This window comes from Corynebacterium sp. KPL2734, assembly GCF_040225595.1.
Lineage (GTDB): Bacteria > Actinomycetota > Actinomycetes > Mycobacteriales > Mycobacteriaceae > Corynebacterium > Corynebacterium rhinophilum.
Map to the genome: position 1 here is coordinate 1 of NZ_JBEHFO010000022.1, position 21,760 is coordinate 21,760.

Sequence of the window (21,760 nt, forward strand, 5' to 3'; positions counted from 1 at the left end):
GCCGAAAAAATGGCCGAACTGCTAAGCTATGCCACCGAAATCTAAAATCGTGTTTCCACGACCACTAGAATCCGCCCCGGCTTTAGATTGACCTTGTGCTGGTCGGTCTAAAGCCGGGGTTTGGTGTTTGCGTAGGTTATCCCCACGGCTCGATGGGGTTGCCCTGCCAGATGGCGTTGGCGGGGACGCGGTCACCGCGCATGACCAGCGAACCGGGGCCGACGGTGCTGGATTCACCAATGAGCGAGGCGGGTAGCGCCACCGAGTGGGAGGCGAGCGTGGAGCCGGCCTCGATGGTGACGGTATCCAGGCTCATCACGCGATCCTGGAATAGGTGGGTTTGCACCACGGTACCGGGGCCCACGGAGGCACCGGAGCCGACGTGGCAGAGATCGGTTTCTGGAAACCAGTAGGAATCGATCCAGGCGCCCTTGCCGATGTCTACGCCCAGACCCCGCAGGCCCAGGTTGATCTCTCCTGTGCCGTAGGTGTGCTGGAAGAACCACGGGGCGGCGACGACCTCCACGAAGGTATCTTGTAGCTCGTTGAGCCACACGAATACGCTCCACAGCGGGTGGTCGGCCGCGCTATGCCTTCCCACGCAGATCCACTTCACGGCAATGGTCACGGCCATGGCGATAGCGCCCATTGCCATGAGCACGAGGCCGGAAAGTGCCCAGGTGGTGAGGAAGCCGACATCGGCAAGCAGGTAATACAGCGTCCCCAGGGTGGCGGCGAGCAGCATGGCCGAGAACATCGGCGCGAGCAGGCGCATGGTCTCCACGATGCCGCGGGCGGCCTTGAGCTTGAACCCCGGGTTATAGGTCAGGGCCTCGGCGGACTCAGCGGGGGCATCGATCTGCGCGGTAACGCGCCGCATGCGCTCTGGTGGGGAACCCCACCAGTTGGCGCCGGACTTGGTCTTCTTCGGGGTGGAAGATAACACCGCAACCAGGGAGTTCTTGGAAAGCTTGCGCCCAGGTGCGGTAATTCCGGAGTTGCCCACGAAGGAGCGCTTGCCCACCTTGGCCTCGCCGGAGTGAATCCAGCCGCCGCCGAGCTCGTAGCCGCCGATCATGGTGTCATCGGCAAGGAAGGCGCCGTCTTTGACGTCCGTGAGTGCGGGGATCATCACGGCGGTGGAAATCTCCACGTCCTTGCCAATGCGCGCGCCCAAAGCGCGCAGCCACCGCGGGGTCAGCTGCGAGGCGTAGAGCGGGAAGAGCTGCGTGCGGGCCTCATCCATGAGGCGTTCGATGGTCCACAGGCGCCAGCCGGCGGCAGAGCGCACCGGGTTCACGCCGGGCGAAATCCCGATGGACAAGATGCGCACGCCCAGCCAGGTCTGCAGCATGTAGGTGGCAAAGGCCGCAAGTGCTGCAAGGGGAGCAAAAAGCACCGCGCCGATGAAGCGGTTGCCGGAGGTGGAATGGACCAGTGCCAAATCCACGATGGCGCCGATAAGCAGCGCGATGAGCGGCTGCGCGGCCAGGAAGAGCGAGGTCGCGCCGTAAATGGCCACCCACCAGGGGCGGCGCTTTGGTGGCTTGGAGGGGAAGCGGTGCTTGGAGCGGCCCACCTTCTTGGCGGGCGAGCCGGACCAACGCTGGCCGTCCTTAATCTTTTTGCGGCCGGTGACGGTGGAACCTGCCTCCACATGGGCGTACTTGCCCACCACGGTGCCAGGCAGCAGGGTAGAGCGCGCGCCCACGCGGGCGCCTTCCTTGATGTCGATGGCGCCGACGTGGAGGACGTCGCCGTCGAGCCAGTAGCCGGTGAGATCGACCTCCGGTTCCACCGCGGCGTGCTTGCCCAGGGTGAGCAGGCCCGTCACCGGTGGCAGCGAGTGCAGGTCTACGCCGCGCTTCATCTTCACGCCCAGGGCCCGGGCGTAGTTATTGACCCAGGTGGCACCGGCAATAGAGCGCGATCCGGAGGCATCGGCCCACCGTTCCGCAGCCCAGATGCGCAGGTGGGTCGAACCACCGCGCGGATAATCGCCGGGCGTAATGCCGGCGGTAATCAGGCGTGCGCCAAAGCCACCGATGGGAATGCGCCCCAGCGGCGTGGCAAAGATGAGCACCAGCGCAATGACCAGCCACCACGGGAAGGACTGTGCCCAATTAACGCCCAAGGCGGAGGCCACGGTCGAGCCCAGCATGAGCCAGCCCAGCCAGGTAGTCGCCGCCAGCGTCATGGCGGGGATCTGCAGTAGCGTTTGGGCCACGCGGGTCTTAGCGCCCACGGGGGTGACCTCGCGCAGCGGTGCTTGTTGCTCCGCCTTTGGGCGCGGTTCGGCGCCGGCGATGAGCTCTGCCAGCGAACCAAGACGTGGGTGATCATAGAGATCGCGTACGGCCACGGTGGGGTAGCGATCGCGGATGTGGCCCACCAGCGTCGCTGCGGCAAGCGAGGTGCCGCCAAGGTCGAAGAAATCGGCGTTCTCATCTTCCACGGATACGCCGAGGGTCTCGACCCAGAGCTCGGCCAGCCACTTCTCGGTCTCCGTCAGCGTGGTCGATTCCACGCCAACGCCGGGCAGTGGCCACGGCAGCGCCTTCTTATCCACCTTGCCGGAGGTGCGCACCGGCAGCTCATCCATCACGCAGATGCGCGGGACCAGCGCCGCGGGCATGGTTTCCGCCAGGCGTTCGTGGGCCACGCCGTGGTTAAATCCGCGCGCCTCATCCTCCAGCGAGACGTACCCCACCAGCACGGATTCACCGCCGGGGGTCTTTTGCACGGCCACGGCGGAGTTGTAGACGTTATCCAGCGCGGCGACATTTGCGTCGACCTCACCCAGCTCAATGCGGCGCCCGCCAATTTTTACCTGGTCATCCACGCGGCCTACAAAGTACAGTCCGTCTTCTTCCAAGCGCACGTGGTCGCCGGTGCGGTAGGCGCGCTGCCAGCCCATGGATTCCAGCGGCGCGTACTTCTCCGCATCCTTCTGCGGGTCCAGGTAGCTAGCCAGGCCCACGCCACCGATGACCAATTCGCCGGTCTCACCCAGGCCAACGGGTTGGCCCTGCTTATCGATGACCACCAAGTCCCACCCATTCAGCGGCAACCCGATCGACACCGCGCGCCCCGGAATCATCCGTTGCGCACAGGCGACGACCGTGGCCTCCGTGGGGCCGTAGGTATTCCACATTTCGCGGTCCTCGGTGGCCAGGCGGTCCACCAATTCCTGGGAGCAGGCCTCGCCGCCGACGATGAGCAGGCGGATATTATCCAGCGCCTCCGCAGGCCACAGGCCCGCCAGGGTGGGGACCGTGGAGACAACGGTGATATCGCGCCGGATGAGCCACGGTCCGAGGTCCATGCCAGATCGCACCAAGGAGCGCGGGGCGGGAACCAGGCAGCCGCCGTGGCCCCAGGCCAGCCACATCTCCTCGCAGGATGCATCGAAGGCAACGGAAAGCCCAGCCAGCACGCGGTCTTCCGGGCCGAGCGGGCCGTGGGGGTGATCGATGAGGAAGAGGCTGGCCTCCGCGTCCACGAAGGCGGCCGCCGAGCGGTGGCTTACGGCCACGCCCTTCGGCTTGCCCGTGGAACCGGAGGTAAAAATGATCCACGCGGTGTCTTCAGGCCGCGGGGCCTCGACGCCCTCTGCCGCGTGGCGCGGGTGTTCGCGCAGGAAGCGGAAGCCGTCATCGCTAAACAGGCCATCAATATCGGCCTCCCCAAAGACCATCTCCGCGCGCTCTTCCGGATCGTCCGCATCCACAGGAACGTAGGCCGCACCGGCGGCCAGGGTGGACAGGATGGCGAGGTAAAGATCCCGCCTGCCGGAGGTCATCCGGATGCCGATGCGATCGCCACGGCGCACGCCGTTGACGTGCAGCTCCGCGGTCCACAGCTGGACCTCGTGGACGAGTTCGGCGTAGGTGATGATTTCGCCATCGTCAAGCGCGGCGGCTTCCGGATGGATCTCAGCCGTGGTGGTAATAATGTCCCACAACGTGCGCGGGCGCGGGGCTAAATCGCGCAAGAGAAACTGTTGCGGGACGCTGGGAAGATCTAAATTAGGACTACTACACTCTTCGGGTTCGTCCATCCTTATGCCTCGTCCTCGTCCGCGGCGATGATGGCCTTAGCCAGCTTGCGCAGGTGCTTGAGCTGCTTATTGGTGGAAACGTCGAGCGCGTCATCCTCGGCGTTGGCGACGAGCTCCGCTAAGTCCTTATAGGTCTTGGTGCCCTTCTTGGTGCACGCCACGATTTGGCGGCGGCGATCCTTGGGATCGCGCTCGCGCTTGGCCCAGCCGCGCTCCTCGAGGGCATCAATTAGCCGCACCATATCGGAGGCGTCGATGGCTAAGGTGTCAGACAGGAAGGACTGGGAAGCGGCATCCGCCTCCACGAGACAGGTAAGCACCCAGAACTCCCGGATGGTCGTCTGCTTGGTCTGCAGAGCTACCTCGACGCCATCGCGGGTACGACGGCGCAGGCGCTCTAGCTGGAAGGATGGGGATTCGAGCAGGGAGGTTGGTATGCCAGAATTATTAGTGGAAGCCATACCATCATCATAATCTCAAAAGATGGGTAAAGACCAATTAATCGCGGACGACGGGCAGGCCATCCGCCTCCCACTGGTTGGTGCCGCCCTCGACGTTAATAACATCCCAGCCCAGGGAGTTCTCCAAATACTGGCACACCTGCGCGCTGCGCCCGCCTAGGTGGCAAATCACATAAATATCGCGGTCCGGGTCAATTTCCTGGATGCGACCCGTTATCTCACTCATCGGAATATGGGTCGCACCCTGCGCATACACGGCGTCCCATTCGTCGTTTTCGCGCACATCGATAAGCTGCGCGCCTGCTGGAACTTCGGTGGGTTGTACGTTTTGCATACCCCGCAGTCTACGTGCCGCGCGCTAGCCGCCGTAGGTGGCCGCGGACAGGTACTGCAAGATTGCCTTCACGCGGCGGTTATCCTCGCTGGGGTCCAGGCGCAGCTTGGTAAAGATATTGGAGACGTGCTTGGCCACCGCGGCGTTCGAGAGCACCAGCTCGGCGGCGATGTCCTTATTGGACTTCCCGCGCGACATCAGCTCTAGGACCTCGCGCTCGCGCGGGCTGAGCTCGCCCAACCCGCTGCGCCCAGAGCGCATGAGCGCCTGTGCCACCGTCGGATCGATGACCGTGCCGCCCTGGGCCACCACCTCCAGGCTGGCCAGGAAATCGCGCACCTCAGAGACGCGATCCTTGAGCAGGTACCCGGTGCCCGCATCCGGGGAATCAAACAGTGCTACCGCATACGCCGGCGCCACGTACTGCGATAACACCATCACCGGCAGGCCCGGATAAGCCCGGCGCAGCGCCACCGCCGCCTTCAGCCCATCATCGCCCATCTCCGGCGGCATGCGCACATCCGTAATCACCACATCCGGCAACTGGGCACTCAGCTTGCCGATGACCCCCTCCAGCTCCATCGCCGTCCCCGCTCTGCCCACGACCTCGTGGCCGCGGCGTTCCAAGAGCCCGGCAAGCCCCTCGCGCAGGATCGCGGAGTCATCCGCAATCACAATCCTTAATCCACTCATGCTGATACTCCCGTCTGCCCGCGCTCCAAAAGGAGCGGAATCGTGCACCTTACCCGCGTCGGTCCGCCCTCCGGTGAGGACAGCGACATCTCCCCGCCAAAAGCTGCCAGCCGCTCGGCCATGCCGGCAAGCCCGCGCCCCGGCTTCACCCGCGCCCCGCCTGGGCCCTCATCCACGACCGAAATACGTAGTGCCGCATCCGAGGTGATGAGCACCGAAACCGGCGCGCCGGGCGCGTGCTTGGCGGCATTGGTCAGCGCCTCGGCGCCGAAGAAATAACCGCAGGCCAGCACGCTGGCGGAAAGCCGCGGCAACGGGTGTGGGGCGTAGACGCTGACGTGGGGGCCGTGGGCGGAGGCGGCATCGGCAAGCGCGGCCACCAAACCGTGATCCTGGAGGACCTGCGGGTGAATGCCGTGCACCGTCGCGCGCAGCGAACGCAGGCCGCGATCCACGTCCTGCTTGGCGGCGGTGAGCAGCTCGGCCTCAGAGCCGGTGGCATCCAGCAGGGCCTCACCGAGCTTCATGCTTGCCGCCACCAAATATTGCTGCGCGCCATCGTGCAGGTCTCGCTCGATGCGGGCGCGCTCTACCTCGTAGGCATCCGCAATCGCGCGGCGCGAAGCCGTCAGCTCTGCGATGACCCGCGCCTGCCGCTCCTCATTGCTGGTGGCCTGCTTCTTGCTGAAAAACACGCCCCCAAGCCTAATCGCGCGCGCCCCGGGCAGGGGTGAAGCTAGCACTACCCGGAAAGTATCCTTAGCGCTGTAGGAATAGCGCGCCCGGCACGGTGAAATGAACAGCATGACACAAACACTTTCCCTCCACGACATCACGAAGGATTTTGGCGGCGGCCCCGTGCTGGCCGGCATTACCCTGGACATCACCCCAGGCGAGCTCGTCGCGATCATGGGGCCCTCCGGCTCCGGCAAATCCACGCTGCTGCACTGCATGTCCGGCGTGCTCACGCCCACCGACGGCAGCGTCCGCTTCGGTGACGAATACATCTCCACGCTTTCCGATGCCGCCCGCTCCCGCACCCGCCTCCGCCACTTCGGCTTCGTCTTCCAAGACGGCCAGCTGCTCCCGGAACTGACCAATCTGGACAATGTGGCGCTGCCCGCGATGCTCAACGGCCTGGGCCGGCGCGCTGCCCGCGCGAAGGCGCTGCCCGCGCGAAGGCGCTGTCGCTGCTGGACCAGCTGGGGCTCGGCGATCTCGCGGAGCGCCGCCCCGCCCAAGTCTCCGGCGGCCAGGCCCAGCGCGTGACCATCGCCCGCGCCCTCGTGGCCAACCCCGGCGTCGTCTTTGCCGATGAACCCACCGGCGCCCTCGACCAAGCCACCGGCCACGAGGTCATGCAGATGCTGACCACCACCGTGCGCCAATCCGGTGCCAGCCTCGTCATGGTCACCCATGACCCCAAGGTGGCGGACTGGATGCAGCGCCGCGTGGAAATCCGCGACGGCATCATTCACGATGACCGCCGCTTAGGAGTGCAGCCATGAACACCGCGACCCTAGTCCTCGGCCTCCAGCGCGAATCCGTCCGCGCCCGCTCCGGTGCCGGCATCGTCAGCGTGCTCGCCATCGTGAGCTTGACGCTGGGCGCCGCCATCGCCTTCCTCGTCGCCGGCGGCACCTGGATGTTCTGGCAGCGCGCTCATCACCCAGAAGACGCCGTGCCCGCCCTGCGCGCCGCCGCCGGCGAAACCCCGGAGAATTACTTCCTGCCCTGGTTCGTCCTCGCGCTCATGGCCTGCGCGTTTATCGTTCCAGCCCTGTTTAACCTGACCGCGCAGGCCGCCGTCCTCGGCGCCTCCGGCCGGGAACAGCGCCTGTCCACCCTCCGCCTTCTGGGCCTAAGCTCCCACCAGGTTGAGCGCATGGCCGCCGTCGAGACCGGCATCCAAGCCCTCATCGGTATCGTGCTCGGCTGGCTCATCAGCGTGCTCATCGCCCCCGTCTTCACGCACGTGAAATTCCAGGACCGTCCCGTCGCCTTCGAGGAAATCATCCTGCCCTGGTGGGGATACCTCGCGGTGGCCGCAGTCCTTTTCCTCCTCGCCCTCGCCGCGGCCCTTGCTGGCATGTGGCGCGTGCGCGTCAGCCCCCTCGGCGTGGCTAAACGCCAGATGCCCGCCGCTTTCCGATGGTGGCGCCTCATCGCCTTCCTCCTCATCGTCACCGTCGGCGGTGTCCTGCTCAAAGGCCAATCCGGCACACCCGAAATCTCCATGGCCGTCCCGCTCTTCGCGGTGATCATGAGCATCAACCTGGTCGCGCCCTACCTCTTGCAAATAGGCGCGCGCCTTTTGGCTTTGCTCCCGGGCACCGCACACCTCGTGGCCTGTCAGCGCGTGGGCGCCAACGCCCGCCGCGCCTGGTGGCAAAGCGCGGCCATCGGCTTCTTCGGCTTCCTCGCCGGCTTCCTGATGGGCTCGCCCAATGGCACCGATGCGCTTGCCACCGCGATGAAAGAAGAACAAGAAACGGGCATCGTGTTCCGAGACGTCTCCACCGGGGTCGTCCTGACCTTGCTCTTCGGCTTCGCGCTGACCAGCATGTCCATCTTCCTCGGCCAAGTATCGTCCGCCTTCGAGGACAAAGAACTCATCCGCTCCCTCGACCTGATGGGCGTGCCGCGCCGCTTCCAATTCCGCACGAACACCCTCGCCGTGATGGGACCCATCGTCGCGCTCAGTATCTTCGGTTTCCTCTTTGGTGCCGGCATCGCCGGCATAATGTTCTTGAGCATCGTCTGGGGGGAAGGCGTCGACCTCGCCGGGAGGCTCCTCATTTCCTTCAGCTTCCTCGCCGTGGGCTGGGCGGTGACCTTCCTCGCCATCGCGCTCGTCGAGCCCCTGCGCGGCCACGTTCTCCGCAGCGGCCGCCGCAAGGAATAGCCGGTTTCCGGCGGCTGCGCTCACCCTGGGCGCGGCCTTGGTCCTAGCGCCGCGCGCCTTCATGCCTCCACAAGCGGTGCCACTGCCACGGCGGCCGCGCAAAGGGGCGCTTATTCTTTGCCGTGGCCATTACTTGCTGCACCACGAAATCCGGGTAGTGGTCAATCGTCGTCGCGGTGAAGTGGAGGGGCTTCCAGCCGCGATGGACGGCATCGTTAAGCTTGTGCCTGTCCAACTCAAACTGGCGGCGGTTTTCTCCCCGGTGGTAGGCGTAGCCATCAACCTCGATGGCAATCTTGTGCTCCTTAATCACCAGATCCCAGTGGTAGGGGCCTATTTTTATGTTGTTCTGGACCGTGAAGTGCGGCGCGAGGGAGCGCGTTAACTGGCGCTCCGGCACGCTATCCGTGCCGATGATCGCCCTGTCCAACGCACGCTTTACCGGCCGCGGAAACCGCTGGTAGTCCAGCTTATTCAGCTCTAGCCGTTGGAGTCCGTCCTTGCCGGAGTAGAAGTCCTCGAGAAAAGCGACCGCATCATCCTCCGGCATAGCCTCGACCGCCTGTAGCGGATTGCACACGGTGACGCCGTCCCAGGTCAACGCGCCCTTCGGCCGGGCGCGGCGCGAGGTGAAGTACTTACTCGACGGCAGCGATGAGCTGCGCAGGAACTCCAGCGGAAAGCGCAGCGGCTTTTCGACGTGCTTGAGCGCCGCCGAGTAGCCGTCGAGCGCGCAATCCGGCCATTGCTCGCTCATGATGCGCGCGAGCTGGTTCGGCGTCGGCTCCTCTGACAGGCAGAAGCCGTTCGCAATCCGGACGGCCCCTTGGCGTACCGCGTGCTGAGCGGCACTTTTCCCCCGAAAAATCTCCATTCGTATCCCTCGATCCCCCGAAGCGAAGGTTGTGCGGCCGGTTTTGGCGGTTTGTTGGCGTGTTTTGCGGCGGGCTGCTGGTGTTTGGGCCCGTGTTTGATGCGTTTTAACAAATAGTGGCCGCAAACCCCACGGTTTCCGTGGCCTATTTGCAAAAACGCATCAGCTGGGCGCCAAAAGGGTCACTTGGGCGCCACAGCAGGCTTCTTTGCCGCGAAAAACCCGCGGCCAAGTCCCCCGAAACCCAGCAGCCTACTTCAGGCGAGCCTTGGCCTCTTCCAGAATCTTCTCTGCCTCGGCCTTGTCGCCCCAGCCGGAGCCGGAAACTTCCTTGTTGGGCTCAAGATCCTTGTAGTGCACGAAGAAGTGCTCGATTTCGTCCTTGATGTGCTGTTCCACATCGTCGATGTCCTGGTAGCGCTCCCAGCGTGGGTCATCAATGACGGCGAGCAGCTTGTCGTCGCCGCCGGCCTCATCGGTCATCTTGAACACGCCTACGATGCGGGCTTCAACGATGACACCTGGGAAAACGGGCTCGGGGAGGATGACGAGGGCGTCGAGGGGATCGCCGTCTTCGCCAAGCGTGTGGTCGATGAAGCCGTAGTCGGCGGGGTAGGCCATTGGGGTGAACAGGTAGCGGTCCAGGTAGACCTTGCCGGACTCGTGGTCCACCTCGTACTTATTGCGGGAGCCCTTTGGGATTTCAATGGTTACTTCAACGCTCACAGTGATGTCCTCCATATGGGATTGGGTGTTAATTACTGTCAATAGTCTAGCGCGTTGCCCATCCGCGCTAGGGTTGGTGGCGATGAAAGCAAAGAAGGTTTGGTGGTCAGTAACCGCGCTGGTGGTCACGGCGGCGGTCGGGGGCACGGCTGCGCTGGGAGTTAGCATCCAGCGCGAGTACGGCGATCTCTCGCATGGCGAGGCCGAAACGGTGCAGGCCCCGGAAAATCCCCTGCAGCCGGCTAAGGCGCAGGACGTGGACTTTGCGGCGCTCAGCGCAAAGCTCGATGAGCTGGGCAAGAGCGAGGATTTGGCTACCTTTGGCGGGCAGGTAATCGATAGTGAGACCGGCACGGTGGTCTGGGAGAGCGATGCGGATAAGGCGCTGACCCCGGCTTCGTCGACGAAGGTGCTGACCACCGCCGCGGCGACGCTGGCCCTGGATGAGTCGAAGCGGATTACCACCAAGGTCTACCGCGGCAAGGACCCGAACAATGTGGTGATCAAGGCGGCTGGCGATGTCTGGATGACCAACGAGCAGCTCGATGACCTGGCGGATCAGATTAAAAAGACCGGCACCCAGGTGGCGGGCGTGTACATCGATACCTCCGCGTGGACGGGCGAGCCGCAGGCGCCGGGCTGGGATCCGGAAAACGTCGACGAGGGTTTCGTCGCGCCCATGGAGCCGGCCATGTTGTACGGCGGGCGCATGGGCGCTACGGAGGGCGATGTTCCGCGCAGCCACACCCCGGCCCTCGATGTTGCGGGCGAGCTGGCCAAACGCCTGGGCACGGATAAATTCGCCCCCGGCACGGTGACGGAAGGCGCAGAGCAGCTGGCCAGCGTTGAGTCGGATCCCCTAGGTGAGCGCGCGCTGGAGATGGTGCGGCATTCCGATAACGTCATGGCGGAGGCTATTGCCCGCGAGCTTGCCGATGCCCGCGGCAAAAACCCCAGCTTCCAAGCAGGTACCCAAGCCACGCTGGACGTGCTGCGCGAGCACGGGTTCGATGTGAGCGGCGTGGATATCAAGGACAACTCGGGTCTTTCTGTAGATAACCGGTTGAGCGCGAGCGTGCTGGCGGAGATTGTCAACGGCGCGGTCGAGGAGCCGCAGCTGCGCCCCTTGGCGGCGTATCTGCCGGTCGCAGGTGGCGACGGAACGCTGCACGAGCGCTACGGGGAGTCCGCGGCGCGCGGATTTGTCCGGGCGAAGACCGGCACATTGACCGGCGTATCCGCGCTGGCGGGCACCGCGCAGGGCCAATCCGGGCGCGTGTATTCCTTTGCGTTCTTGGTCAATGATGGCGAGATTATGGCGGCGCGCGCGGCCCAAGATGACCTTGCCGCGGCGCTGCACGAGTTCTAAATGAGCCCACAGCTTGGAGTAACGCCGTTTTGGCCGCGGGTCTCGCCGCACTTTTTGGCCTGCCGACGCGCGGTCCGTGCAGCACAGATGGACCACACCGTGGCGGTGGGGCTATCCGGCGGCGCGGATTCTTTAGCGCTGTGCGCGGCGATGATCGCGGAGGGCCACGACGTAATCGCATTATGCGTGGATCACGGCTTGCAGGATGGTTCGCGTGAGCAGGCTGGAAAAGCCGCTCGGCAAGCAGAGAGTTTGGGTGCGCGGGCACGAGTGCTCGCAGTGCAAGTGCCGGACAAAGGGGGGAATTCGCTGGAAGCGGTGGCTCGGCAAGAGCGCTACCGAGCGATGTCCGCGGCCGCGTGCGGGGGAAGAAGTCCGCTGGAGCTGGAGATTGCCGTGGCGCATACGGCTGATGACCAGGCGGAAACGCTCCTTCTTGGCGCTCTGCGCGGGCGGGTGGCCGGCATGCCGGAGCGGGCAATAGTGGAAGGCGCGCGCGTGGTGCGGCCATTTCTGCAGGTGCGGCGTGCCGATACGGAGGGCGCGTGCGCGGAGCTAGGGCTGGACGTGTGGCAGGACCCGCAGAACGCGGATACGGATTTTCGGCGGGTAGCGCTGCGCCGGGAGATCATCCCAGAGTTGTCGCGGGTTATCGGCGGTGATGCGGTACCGGCGTTGGCGCAGGCGGCGATGGATACCGCGCGCGATGAAGAATACCTCGCCACGCCGGCCACCGCGGACTGTGCGGAATTGGCCGCGCTGCCGGAGCCGCGGCGCCGACGCGCTATTGCAGCCTGGCTCATCGAGCGGGGAGTGAAGGTGACGAGGGAGGGGATCGGGGGCATCGGCAAGCTGTGTACCAACTGGCACGGACAAGGGCCGGTGGCTGTGAGTTCGGCGCGGCAGGCGGGGCAGAGGTTGGAAGTAGCACGTATAGGTGGCAAACTGGCACTATTGTCTGGTCATTAAAGGAGCGCACACGTGCACGACAAGAAAGACTTCGCCGTCCCCGCAAACCGCTACGGAGACGATGTAGAAGCAATCCTCATCACGGAAGAGGAAATCAAAGACCGCGTCCAGCAGCTGGCGGATGCGGTGTCTGAGAAATATGCCGACGCTGAGCAAGACCTGCTTTTGGTCTGCGTATTAAAGGGTGCGGCCTTTTTCCTGACGGACTTCGCGCGCAAGCTATCCATCCCCTCGGAGCTGGAGTTTATGGCCGTCTCCTCGTACGGCGCCTCCACGTCTTCTTCTGGGGTGGTGCGCATCTTGAAGGACTTGGACCGCGATATTGCCGGGCGCGATGTGGTCATTGTGGAGGACATCATCGACTCGGGCCTGACGCTATCCTGGCTCATTCGCAACCTGCGGGGGCGCAACCCGAAGTCGCTCAATGTGGTGACCTTGTTGCGCAAGCCGGAAGTGGTAAAGGCGCAGATCGATCTGCTCGATGTGGGCTTTGATATCCCCAATGAGTTCGTCATTGGCTATGGCCTTGACTACGCGGAACGCTACCGCGACCTGCCCTTTGTGGGCACCCTTCACCCTGATGTCTATACCACCAACTAAAATCGCGCAGTAATGAAAAACAATAAACTCCTTCGCTACGGCGGCATTGCGGCGCTGATCCTCGTAGCGCTGTATGCCTTTACGTTCTTTAGCAACGAGACCCGCGGATACGTGGACGCGGATACCTCCGTGGCCCTAAAACAGCTGCAGGATAAAAACGTTGACGAAGTAGAAATTGATGACCGCGAGCAGCGCCTGCGCATCAAGCTCAAGGACGAAATCACGGTAGAAGAGCGCGAGGGCGTTGAAGAGATCGTGTCTCAGTACCCCGCACGCGCCTCCGAGCAGGTCTTTGATGCGGTCAAGGATTCGGGTGCGGAGAAGTATCAGACCAACGTCACCCAGGATTCCTTCTTGGGCTCCATGCTCAGCTTCCTGCTGCCGATGGTCATCCTCTTCGGCCTGCTGTTCTGGCTCATGTCCCGCATGCAGCAGGGCGCCGGTGGCATGTTCGGCATCGGCGGCTCCAAGGCCAAGGAGCTGACCAAGGATATGCCGACCAATACCTTCGAGGACGTTGCCGGCGCGGATGAGGCCGTGGATGAGCTGCAGGAGATCAAGGACTTCCTGGAAGATCCGACCCGCTACCACGACTTAGGTGCCAAGATTCCGCGCGGCGTGCTGCTTTATGGCCCTCCGGGTACCGGTAAGACGCTGTTGGCCCGCGCCGTTGCGGGAGAGGCCGGTGTGCCGTTTTATTCCATCTCCGGTTCGGACTTTGTGGAGATGTTCGTCGGTGTCGGTGCCTCCCGCGTGCGCGACCTGTTCAAGCAGGCCAAGGAGCACAGCCCGTGCATCATCTTCGTGGACGAGATCGACGCCGTGGGCCGCCAGCGCGGATCCGGTACCGGCGGCGGACACGATGAGCGCGAGCAGACCCTGAACCAGCTGCTGGTGGAAATGGACGGCTTCGGCGACCGCGAGGGCGTTATCCTCATCGCGGCCACCAACCGCCCCGATATTTTGGACCCGGCGCTGCTGCGCCCGGGCCGTTTCGACCGCCAGATTCCGGTCACCAACCCGGACCTGGCCGGCCGCGAGCAGATCCTGCGCGTGCACGCCAAGGACAAGCCCTTGGCAGAAGAGGTCGATGTGGCGCAGCTGGCCAAGCGCACCGCCGGCATGTCCGGTGCGGACCTTGCCAATGTGCTTAACGAGGCCGCGCTTCTCACCGCCCGCATCGGCGGCAACGTCATTACCTATGACGCGCTGGAAGAGGCCACCGACCGCGTGGTGGGCGGGCCACGGCGCCAGGGCAAGATCATCTCCGAGCACGAGAAGAAGGTCACCGCGTACCACGAGGGCGGCCACACCCTGTCCGCGTGGGCGCTCAAGGACATCGAGCGCGTGTACAAGGTCACCATCCTGGCCCGCGGCCGCACCGGTGGCCACGCCATGACCTCGCAGGAAGACGACAAGGGCATGTACACCCGCGACGAGCTGTTTTCCCGCTTGGTCTTTGCCATGGGCGGCCGCGCCGCCGAGGAATTGGTCTTCGGTGCTCCCACCACCGGCGCGTCCTCCGATATCGAGAACGCCACCAAGATCGCCCGCGCGATGCTGACGGAATACGGCTTTTCGCCCGACCTGGGCACCGTTAAGTACGGCCAGGAGCAGGGCGATCCATTCAGCCAGATGGGCGGGGGCGGCGGCTCCATCGATTACTCGGATGACGTTGCCGCCAAGATCGACGAGCAGATGCGCTACCTCCTCGAGCGCGCGCACGAGCAGGCCTACGACATCCTGCGCACCAACCGCGAGTTCCTGGACAAGCTGGCCGAGGCTCTCCTTGAGAAGGAGACCCTGCGCCGGCCGGACCTGGAGAGCATCTTCGACGGCATCGTGCCGCGCGATGCCTATGATGTCTTCCCCGGCGAAGACGATCGTTTCCCGCGCCAGATTGGTTATGCGCCGGTCAAGACGCCGGTCGAGCTGGCCAAGGAGCGCGGCGAGGAGCTTCCTAAACGCATGACGCTTCTCGATGCCTCCCGGGCCGCCCGCGAGCGCCGCCTCGCCGGCGAAGAGCTCAAGGGCGAGGTTGGCTTTAACTTTGGCCAGCACGCTGGCGACTACGTGAACCCCGAAACAGTGCGCGAGCTGCACGGCGGCGGTAGCGATTCCGAGAACCGCAGCGGCCGCGCGGATCAGAACAATCACGCGGACCAGAGCGAGCGCGGCGACCGCGCCGACCGGAGCGACCACGACCACGCCGACCACAACGACCGCGGTGAGCGCGATGGTGGGGAAGGGCGATCGGATTCGGCATCGGAAAGCAGGGGCAAGCACCACAAGCCAGAGGGAGAAACCAGCCAATGGTTCACCCCAGGCTGGAATGAGTCTTCCCACCGCGATAATCCCTACGCGCGCGATGCGGAAAAGTCGCGCGATGATAAAGAGTAAGAAGTACGTGCATGTCTGAAAATCACACTGATAACCAGCAGGTGCCCGCCCACGCGCTGTATGACCAGGAGCGGGCGGAGGCGGCCGTTCGCGAGCTGCTCCTTGCCGTGGGCGAGGACCCTGACCGCGAAGGCCTGCGCGAAACCCCGGCACGTGTGGCCCGCGCCTACCGAGAGGTATTCGCCGGCCTGCACGAGGATCCGACGGAGGTGCTGCACAAGACCTTCGCGGAGGATCACCAAGAACTGGTCTTGGTGCGCGATATTCCCATCTATTCCACCTGCGAGCACCACCTCGTGCCGTTTTATGGGGTGGCGCATATTGGCTATATCCCCGGCAAGGATGGGCACGTCACCGGGCTGAGCAAGTTGGCGCGCCTGGCGGATATGTACGCCAAGCGCCCGCAGGTCCAGGAGCGCCTGACCCAGCAGATTGCCGATGCCCTCGTGGATGTCCTCGAGGCCCAATCCGTCATCGTCGTCATCGAGTGCGAGCACTTGTGCATGGCCATGCGCGGCATCCGCAAGCCGGGCGCGACCACAACGACCTCCGCGGTGCGCGGCGGGTTCAAAAATAACGCGGCCTCGCGCGCGGAAGTGCTCAGTTTCATCCGTACGTAGCGCGTACGCAGTCGAGTTTGTCGAGCGAAAAGGAGAACGCAGTGCACCCGGCTTCCTCAGTTGGAGAATTGACCATCGCGAAGCGCACGCTCGTCATGGGCATCGTGAATGTTACGAAGGATTCCTTTTCCGATGGTGGGCGGTGGCTCGACTTTGACGCCGCCACCACTCATGCCCGCGAGCTAGTGGAACAGGGCGCGGACATGATCGATGTGGGCGGCGAATCCACCCGCCCGGGCGCGGTGCGCGTGGAGGCGCAGGAAGAAGCCGACCGCGTGGTCCCGGTCATCCGGGCGCTGCACGAACAGGGCATTCGCACCTCGGTGGATACGATGCGCGCTTCGGTTGCCACCGCTGCGGCCGCGGCCGGGGTGGACATGATTAACGATGTCTCTGGCGGCCTCGCAGATCCTGAAATGTATGCCGCCATGGCCGATGCCGGCGTGCCCGTCTGCCTCATGCACTGGCGCACGCTGCAGGAAGGCGCGTTCGGATCCGCGGCGGGCACGGCGGATCACGGCGGCGATGTGGTCCGCGACGTGCACGAGACCCTCGCCCGCCTGAGCAATAACGCCCTGGATGCGGGCGTGACAAAGGAAAATATCGTGCTGGATCCGGGCCTCGGCTTTGCCAAGAGCCCGCAGGATAACTGGGCGCTGCTTAAAGCCCTGCCCGAGTTTCTAGATGGCGAGTTCCCTATCTTGGTGGGCGCCTCGCGCAAGCGCTTCCTCGCCGCCATCCGGGAAGACCGCGGGGTAGAGGCCAGCCCGCTGCTTGCTGATCCCGCCACCGCCGCCGTGACCGCCATCTCCGCCCAGATGGGCGCGTGGGGCGTGCGCGTGCACGAGGTGGGCGTATCCCGCGATGCCGTCGACGTGGCCGCCGCGTGGAACGCCGGCAAGTCCTATGTGGGCGGCGCCAATGCCACCGGCAGCTACCGCAATGCCGCAACCGGCACTGGTTCAGTGACCTCTACCGCGATGGGTACGGAAAGGAATTAACCATGGCAGATCGCATCGAATTAACCGGCCTGGAATGCTTTGGCTACCACGGCGTCTTTGAGGAGGAGAAGCGCACCGGCCAGCCCTTCATCGTCGATATCACCTGCTGGTCCGAGTTCGCCGAGGCCGCAGCTCACGATGATCTGACCAAAACCATCAATTACGCAGAGCTTGCCGGTATCGCCGCCAACATCGTCGAAGGCCCCTCTCGCGACCTCATCGAGACCGTCGCTAGCGAGGTGGCCGATACCATCATGGTTTCTTTTGCAGACCTGCACGCGGTGGAAGTAACCGTGCACAAGCCCAAGGCGCCGATACCGCGCACTTTTGCCGATGTCGCCGTCGTCGCCCGCCGCTCCCGCAAGCACGCGCGCACCGGTGCCCCACGGCCCGCCTCGCAGGAGGGGACTCCGAAGGGAGCCGACGCGCAGCGCCCCGGCACGAACCCCGGGAGTAAGTAATGCGTGCGGTACTATCCATCGGCTCCAATATGGATGACCGCGTGGAGCTTTTGCGGACGGTATTTACGGAGTTCCGCGAGGACATCGTGGCGGCCTCGCCCGTCTATGCCACCCCGCCGTGGGGAGTAACTGACCAGGATGAATTTTTGAATGCAGTGCTCATCGTGGACGTCCAAGAGAGCCCGTTGGAGCTCTTGCGGCGCGGCCAGAAGCTGGAGGAAGCCGCAGAGCGCGTGCGCGTGCGCCACTGGGGCCCACGCACCCTGGATGTGGACATCGTCGATATTGAGGGCTACAGCTCCTCCGATCCGGAACTTACCGTCCCACACCCCTTTGCCCACGAGCGCGCATTCGTGCTTATTCCCTGGTTAGCCGCCGATGGCGCTGCTAAGTTGAAGGGACAGGATGTCTCCGCGCTGGTTGCCGCATTGAACCCGCAGGAGACCGCCGATATCCACCGCTTGGGCCTGATGGAGGAGTTATGAAACGAACCTCGTTCGGTGCGCTTATCGGCGTAGGGGTATTCATGGCCGCCGCGGCGGCCATCCTCACCACGCGCTTTTATGGCTCCATGATGGCCATCCCAGTCACGGTCTCAGCCACGCTGTGGCTCATGGTGGTGGTGTGTTTGGGGCTTACCTGGAAGGTAGATAAGGCCACCGATGAGGATCACGGCATCGGGTTGGATAACTCGCAGCTTAATCCCATGACCATCGCGCAGTTTATGCTGGTGGGCAAGGCCTCGGCGTGGACGGGTGCGATCGTCGGCGGGCTCTATGCAGGGGTGGCGGTCTACGTCATCCCGAATGCGGGCACCCTTGTCGCGGCTTCCGATGATCTGGTGGGAGTGCTCGCATCCGCGATTGGCGGCATCGTCATGTCCGCGGCTGGCCTGCGATTGGAGCGACACTGCGAGACCCCGCCGCCACCGGACGGGCTTCAAGCGGTACATTAGGGAGCATGACTCAGCCGCGCTCTTCTTCCAAAAATTCGTCGTCCTCGCCGGATTGGGGACAAATTGGGATTATCGCCCTCGTCATCTTGGCCGTTATCGCCAGCATCGTCATGCTCATTTCCGGCTCGGCAGCGGCGCTCAAGATTGCGCTCATCGCCGCCTTGTGGGCCGCGGTGGTGGGCTTTTTCTTGGTGATGCGCTACCGCCGCCAGGCCGAGGAATCCGTGACCAAGCTGGAGCTGCAGGAGCGCGCCCACCGCGCGGAGCTCAAGCAGGCCCGCGCAGCCGAGGGCAAGGAGCTGCCGGATCAGCAGATCCTCGATGAGATTCGCACCGAGCTGGCCTCTATCCGGAAGCAGATTGAGGACTTGTCCGGCCACGAGTTCACCTACGAGCCCGCCGCCTTGCACGCGGAGGCGCGCCGCATCATGGAGCTGGAGGCACAGACCGCCGCGGCGTCCCACCGCAGGGAAGAAAACGTCGACTTTGAGCAGGCGTCTTCCGGTGCGCCGTCTGCCGATGCCATCGCTGGCCGCTTGGGCAATCAACCCTCCGGCGCGCATGCGGACTCGAACCCGCTCAATGACATCATCAGCGAAAACACCCGCGCGCAGCGCAGCACCGGCCGGACCGCCGAGCCGCTTGCCGATGCCCCCATGCCAGCCAGCGCGGACCAGAAGCCGAAGGACGTTTCCTTCGATACCGGCAGCTTCCAGGCCGTGCGCTGGGATTCGGGCGGAGACTCCGACATCAAGCGCCACGGCTCCCAGCACGCGGGAACCGGCAGCGCGGCGCACTCTAGCGCCCGCGGTAGCCACCGCAAGCCAGAGGCTGATACCGCAGCTGAGCAGGCTTCCGATGCGGTGACCCAGAACATCCCGCAGCAGACCACCGGCAAGGATGCGCGCGAGGAATACAAGGGCTCGGGACACCACGTGGCTGCTGAGCAGAAGCAAGCGGCCACGCGCCGCCAGCAGCAGACCCGTGGTCGCCGCCGCAGCGATGAACAGCGCGATGGTTCCGTGTCCGTCTCGGAGCTTCTGGCACAGATGAAGAAGGATAAATAAATGCGTCCACCGCGCATGCGTGTTGCCCTTTTCGGGCGCAGCCTCGCCGGGATTTCCCTGGCCACTGCCATGGAGCGCGCCGGCCATACCGTGGAGATGCTTGATGATCCGGCCGAGCTTGGCTCCTTCCAGGCGCTGATTCTAGCGGTGGGTGAGACACGGTTGGATGCTGCCGTAGAGCTTGTCGAGGACCACGTGCACAAGGGGCTTATCGCTTTCCACACCTGCCTGTCCCGGGGTGTGCAAGGCCTTGATCCGCTGGAGACTCACGGTTGCATCGTGGCGGCCGTCGCCCCCATGGCGGGCGGGCGCTGGGCAGTATCCACGCTGGATGAGCTGGGCGAGAACATTGCTGACTTCGTATTGAGCGAATTCCGGGCGCACGCAGTGCCGCTTTCCGATGCCGAGCGTCCCGCCTTCGCCGCCCGCTCCTACTACATAGAAATGCTTAGCCGCCTGCACCTAGCAGCTGCCGTTGAAGCCAATTTCTTTGCCGAGTTCGATGAGATTCCACCGTCCGAATTCGACATCGATTCAGAGGACATCATTGCGGCCTATCGCGGGGCCACGGATCCCGGAATGCGCCGCCACTACTTAGAAACCGCTCGGCGCTTAGGCGAAGTAGAAGATCGCACCGAATTAGAAATGTGGGCCTTGCAGGAGGAATCCCGATGAGCTTGAAGATGGGACAAGCCACCGTTGTCAGCGAGGTCGATCGCATCCGCATGGTGGGAAGCGCCCTGCGCAAGACCGGTCGCCCCGTGGCCTTCGTACCACTGACCACCGGCGTGCATGCAGGGCATATCGCGCTGGTGCGAGCGGCCCGCCGTATTCGTGGCGCGGTGACCGTCGTGGCTCTCCAAGAGCCTCGCGGCGAGGACGTAGATCTCCTGCGCGCCGAGGGCGTGGATGTCATCTGGGATTACACTCCCGAGAAGCTCTGGCCGCATGGCCGCCGGGTTACAATCGCGACGCGCAGCGTCGCGGTTGAACGCGACGTCCCGGGGTTCCCGGCAGATCAAGACGCTCCCGCGACCACATCTGAGCCCACAAGCTTAGAGCCAGACCTATCCGGCGAGCTCACCCAATACCTGACGCTGATGATGGCGCTCTCGCCCACCGATGTTCTTATCGGGGAGAAAGACTACGAGCTGCTCTTGGCCATTCATCATGCGGTGCAGGACTTGCACCTGGGGGTTCGTGTGCAGGGCGTTCCCGCCGTGCGCATGCCCGATGGCGTAGTGATGAGCCTGCGCAATACGCGCGTGCCTGAAGATAAGCGCGAGGACGTAGCCGCCCTGTCCGCCGCGCTTACCGCTGGGGCACACGCCGCAGAGGCGGGCGCGGAAAAGGTCCGCGAGGTTGCCGCAGGTGTCCTAGAAGCCGCCGGAGTAGAACCGGAATACTTAGAAGTGCGCGGCCGCGATCTGGGCGAACCGCCTGCCGAGGGCGATGCCCGCCTGCTGGTTGCTGCCACCATTGGCGGAGTCAGAGTAATTGACAACGTTGGCCTGCCGTTGGGGATTGGTTTCACTAATATTGAAGAGCACGAGGCTAAGGCCGAGCTCGAGCGCGAAAAGCAGCGCGAACAAAACCAATCCCCGGAGGACTAATGACCGAAATCCACATCCGCGACCTTGACCCGCGCGATGAGCCCAAGGCGATTGAGTTTGCCATCGAAGGCATGCACCTGCACTGGTTTGTGAAGAACCCGCGTTTCGAGCGAGCCTATGGCCGTTATTTTTGGGATTTAGAGCGCGCCCAGGCCACCGATATCTTGGCCGCTTATGCCGATGATGGGCGTTTCCTCGGCGTGATTTTGGCATCGATTAAAGGCGAACCAGCGCTGCCGTATCCGTGGTGGCGCAAGGCCTATGTCAAGGCCGTGGATCTTTTTAACAGCCTGCGCCCTGGCGGTCACCGCGAGGACTACGATGCCGCGAACGAGGACATGTTGTTAAGCTACTTGGCCGAAAACACCGTGGATGGTGAAATCGGCTTCCTCGTCGCTGACCCAAACTCGGGCGTGAAGGGCGTGGGCACCGCGCTCCTTGAGGCCTTTGAGGAGCGCCACCCCGGCAAGGATATTTACCTCTACACCGACGATGGCTGCACCTATCAGTTCTACGATTCCCGCGGTTTTGAGCGGGTGGGGGAGAAGGAAATCTCCATCGATAAGGACCGCGACCTTACCTGCATGCTGTACGTCCGCCACGTGGCGTGAGGCTACCGCGTCACGTGGCGCGGGTCTCCCCGCGCCACCCG

At 64.0% G+C, this 21,760-nt stretch carries 20 protein-coding genes and 2 pseudogenes; 15 read left to right on the plus strand and 7 right to left on the minus strand.

The window, feature by feature from the left end:
* Positions 1–136: 136 nt before the first annotated feature.
* The 5 genes from ABRP88_RS10320 to ABRP88_RS10340 are packed head-to-tail and all read right to left on the minus strand — an operon-like array spanning position 137 to position 6,354.
* On the minus strand, positions 137–4,060 hold the full coding sequence (locus tag ABRP88_RS10320) for a Pls/PosA family non-ribosomal peptide synthetase (RefSeq protein ID WP_349837134.1): 3,924 nt from the start codon (positions 4,058–4,060) through the stop codon (positions 137–139).
* Between the two features lie 2 nt (positions 4,061–4,062).
* Complete coding sequence (locus ABRP88_RS10325) at positions 4,063–4,521, minus strand: MarR family winged helix-turn-helix transcriptional regulator (RefSeq protein ID WP_284770304.1); 459 nt, start codon at positions 4,519–4,521, stop codon at positions 4,063–4,065.
* 37 nt (positions 4,522–4,558) lie between these two features.
* Positions 4,559–4,855 carry a rhodanese-like domain-containing protein gene (locus ABRP88_RS10330; RefSeq protein ID WP_349837135.1) on the minus strand — a complete coding sequence of 99 codons (297 nt, stop codon included), beginning with the start codon at positions 4,853–4,855 and terminating at the stop codon, positions 4,559–4,561.
* A gap of 24 nt (positions 4,856–4,879) precedes the next feature.
* Positions 4,880–5,548: a response regulator transcription factor gene (locus ABRP88_RS10335; RefSeq protein ID WP_349837136.1), complete on the minus strand. Its 669-nt coding sequence runs from the start codon at positions 5,546–5,548 to the stop codon at positions 4,880–4,882.
* A complete protein-coding gene (locus tag ABRP88_RS10340) occupies positions 5,545–6,354 on the minus strand; it encodes a sensor histidine kinase (protein WP_349837137.1) in 810 nt (269 codons plus the stop codon). The genes ABRP88_RS10335 and ABRP88_RS10340 overlap by 4 nt, the downstream gene beginning before the upstream one ends.
* Here ABRP88_RS10340 and ABRP88_RS10345 point away from each other — a divergent pair.
* Positions 6,353–7,056: pseudogene (locus ABRP88_RS10345) on the plus strand (ABC transporter ATP-binding protein). The gene ABRP88_RS10340 and the pseudogene ABRP88_RS10345 sit on opposite strands and share 2 nt — an antisense overlap.
* On the plus strand, positions 7,053–8,453 hold the full coding sequence (locus ABRP88_RS10350; RefSeq protein WP_349837138.1) for an FtsX-like permease family protein: 1,401 nt from the start codon (positions 7,053–7,055) through the stop codon (positions 8,451–8,453). The pseudogene ABRP88_RS10345 and the gene ABRP88_RS10350 overlap by 4 nt, the downstream one beginning before the upstream one ends.
* A gap of 43 nt (positions 8,454–8,496) precedes the next feature.
* Here the strand turns inward: ABRP88_RS10350 and ABRP88_RS10355 are convergent, their stop codons facing one another.
* Together ABRP88_RS10355 and ABRP88_RS10360 are read right to left on the minus strand one after the other, a co-directional pair.
* The gene (locus ABRP88_RS10355; RefSeq protein ID WP_284785154.1) at positions 8,497–9,210 is read right to left on the minus strand and encodes a DUF559 domain-containing protein; all 714 of its coding nucleotides are present in this window, start codon (positions 9,208–9,210) and stop codon (positions 8,497–8,499) included.
* Positions 9,211–9,579: 369 nt separating this feature from the next.
* Positions 9,580–10,053, minus strand: coding sequence for an inorganic diphosphatase (locus tag ABRP88_RS10360; protein WP_035108560.1), 474 nt, complete (start codon positions 10,051–10,053; stop codon positions 9,580–9,582).
* A gap of 82 nt (positions 10,054–10,135) precedes the next feature.
* Between ABRP88_RS10360 and dacB the strand changes: the two genes are divergently transcribed.
* The 13 genes and pseudogenes from dacB (at position 10,136) to ABRP88_RS10425 (ending at position 21,719) form a co-directional block, all read left to right on the plus strand.
* On the plus strand, positions 10,136–11,422 hold the full coding sequence (dacB, locus tag ABRP88_RS10365) for a D-alanyl-D-alanine carboxypeptidase/D-alanyl-D-alanine endopeptidase (protein WP_349837139.1): 1,287 nt from the start codon (positions 10,136–10,138) through the stop codon (positions 11,420–11,422).
* A complete protein-coding gene (gene tilS, locus ABRP88_RS10370) occupies positions 11,423–12,391 on the plus strand; it encodes a tRNA lysidine(34) synthetase TilS (protein ID WP_349837140.1) in 969 nt (322 codons plus the stop codon).
* A gap of 12 nt (positions 12,392–12,403) precedes the next feature.
* A complete protein-coding gene (gene hpt / locus ABRP88_RS10375) occupies positions 12,404–12,991 on the plus strand; it encodes a hypoxanthine phosphoribosyltransferase (protein WP_005279498.1) in 588 nt (195 codons plus the stop codon).
* A 12-nt stretch (positions 12,992–13,003) separates the two neighbouring features.
* Positions 13,004–15,391, plus strand: a complete 2,388-nt coding sequence (ftsH, locus tag ABRP88_RS10380; RefSeq protein ID WP_349837141.1) for an ATP-dependent zinc metalloprotease FtsH — start codon at positions 13,004–13,006, stop codon at positions 15,389–15,391.
* 11 nt (positions 15,392–15,402) lie between these two features.
* Positions 15,403–16,011: a GTP cyclohydrolase I FolE gene (gene folE / locus ABRP88_RS10385; protein ID WP_349837142.1), complete on the plus strand. Its 609-nt coding sequence runs from the start codon at positions 15,403–15,405 to the stop codon at positions 16,009–16,011.
* 41 nt (positions 16,012–16,052) lie between these two features.
* Positions 16,053–17,012 (plus strand): dihydropteroate synthase, encoded by a 960-nt coding sequence (gene folP / locus ABRP88_RS10390; RefSeq protein WP_349837143.1) that lies wholly within the window; start codon positions 16,053–16,055, stop codon positions 17,010–17,012.
* Positions 17,013–17,014: 2 nt separating this feature from the next.
* A pseudogene (folB, locus tag ABRP88_RS10395) lies at positions 17,015–17,389 on the plus strand (dihydroneopterin aldolase); the annotation flags it as partial.
* 83 nt (positions 17,390–17,472) lie between these two features.
* Positions 17,473–17,958, plus strand: coding sequence for a 2-amino-4-hydroxy-6-hydroxymethyldihydropteridine diphosphokinase (gene folK / locus ABRP88_RS10400; RefSeq protein WP_284785160.1), 486 nt, complete (start codon positions 17,473–17,475; stop codon positions 17,956–17,958).
* Positions 17,955–18,428: a DUF3180 domain-containing protein gene (locus ABRP88_RS10405; protein WP_284770318.1), complete on the plus strand. Its 474-nt coding sequence runs from the start codon at positions 17,955–17,957 to the stop codon at positions 18,426–18,428. Before folK ends, ABRP88_RS10405 begins: the two co-directional genes overlap by 4 nt.
* 5 nt (positions 18,429–18,433) lie before the next feature.
* Positions 18,434–19,495 (plus strand): DUF6779 domain-containing protein, encoded by a 1,062-nt coding sequence (locus ABRP88_RS10410; RefSeq protein ID WP_349837144.1) that lies wholly within the window; start codon positions 18,434–18,436, stop codon positions 19,493–19,495.
* Positions 19,496–20,170, plus strand: coding sequence for a Rossmann-fold NAD(P)-binding domain-containing protein (locus tag ABRP88_RS10415; protein WP_349837145.1), 675 nt, complete (start codon positions 19,496–19,498; stop codon positions 20,168–20,170).
* Entirely contained in the window at positions 20,167–21,108 is a 942-nt protein-coding gene (locus ABRP88_RS10420) for a pantoate--beta-alanine ligase (RefSeq protein WP_349837146.1), read from the plus strand. Before ABRP88_RS10415 ends, ABRP88_RS10420 begins: the two co-directional genes overlap by 4 nt.
* Positions 21,108–21,719: a GNAT family N-acetyltransferase gene (locus tag ABRP88_RS10425; RefSeq protein WP_284770322.1), complete on the plus strand. Its 612-nt coding sequence runs from the start codon at positions 21,108–21,110 to the stop codon at positions 21,717–21,719. The genes ABRP88_RS10420 and ABRP88_RS10425 overlap by 1 nt, the downstream gene beginning before the upstream one ends.
* The last annotated feature ends 41 nt before the right edge of the window (positions 21,720–21,760 follow it).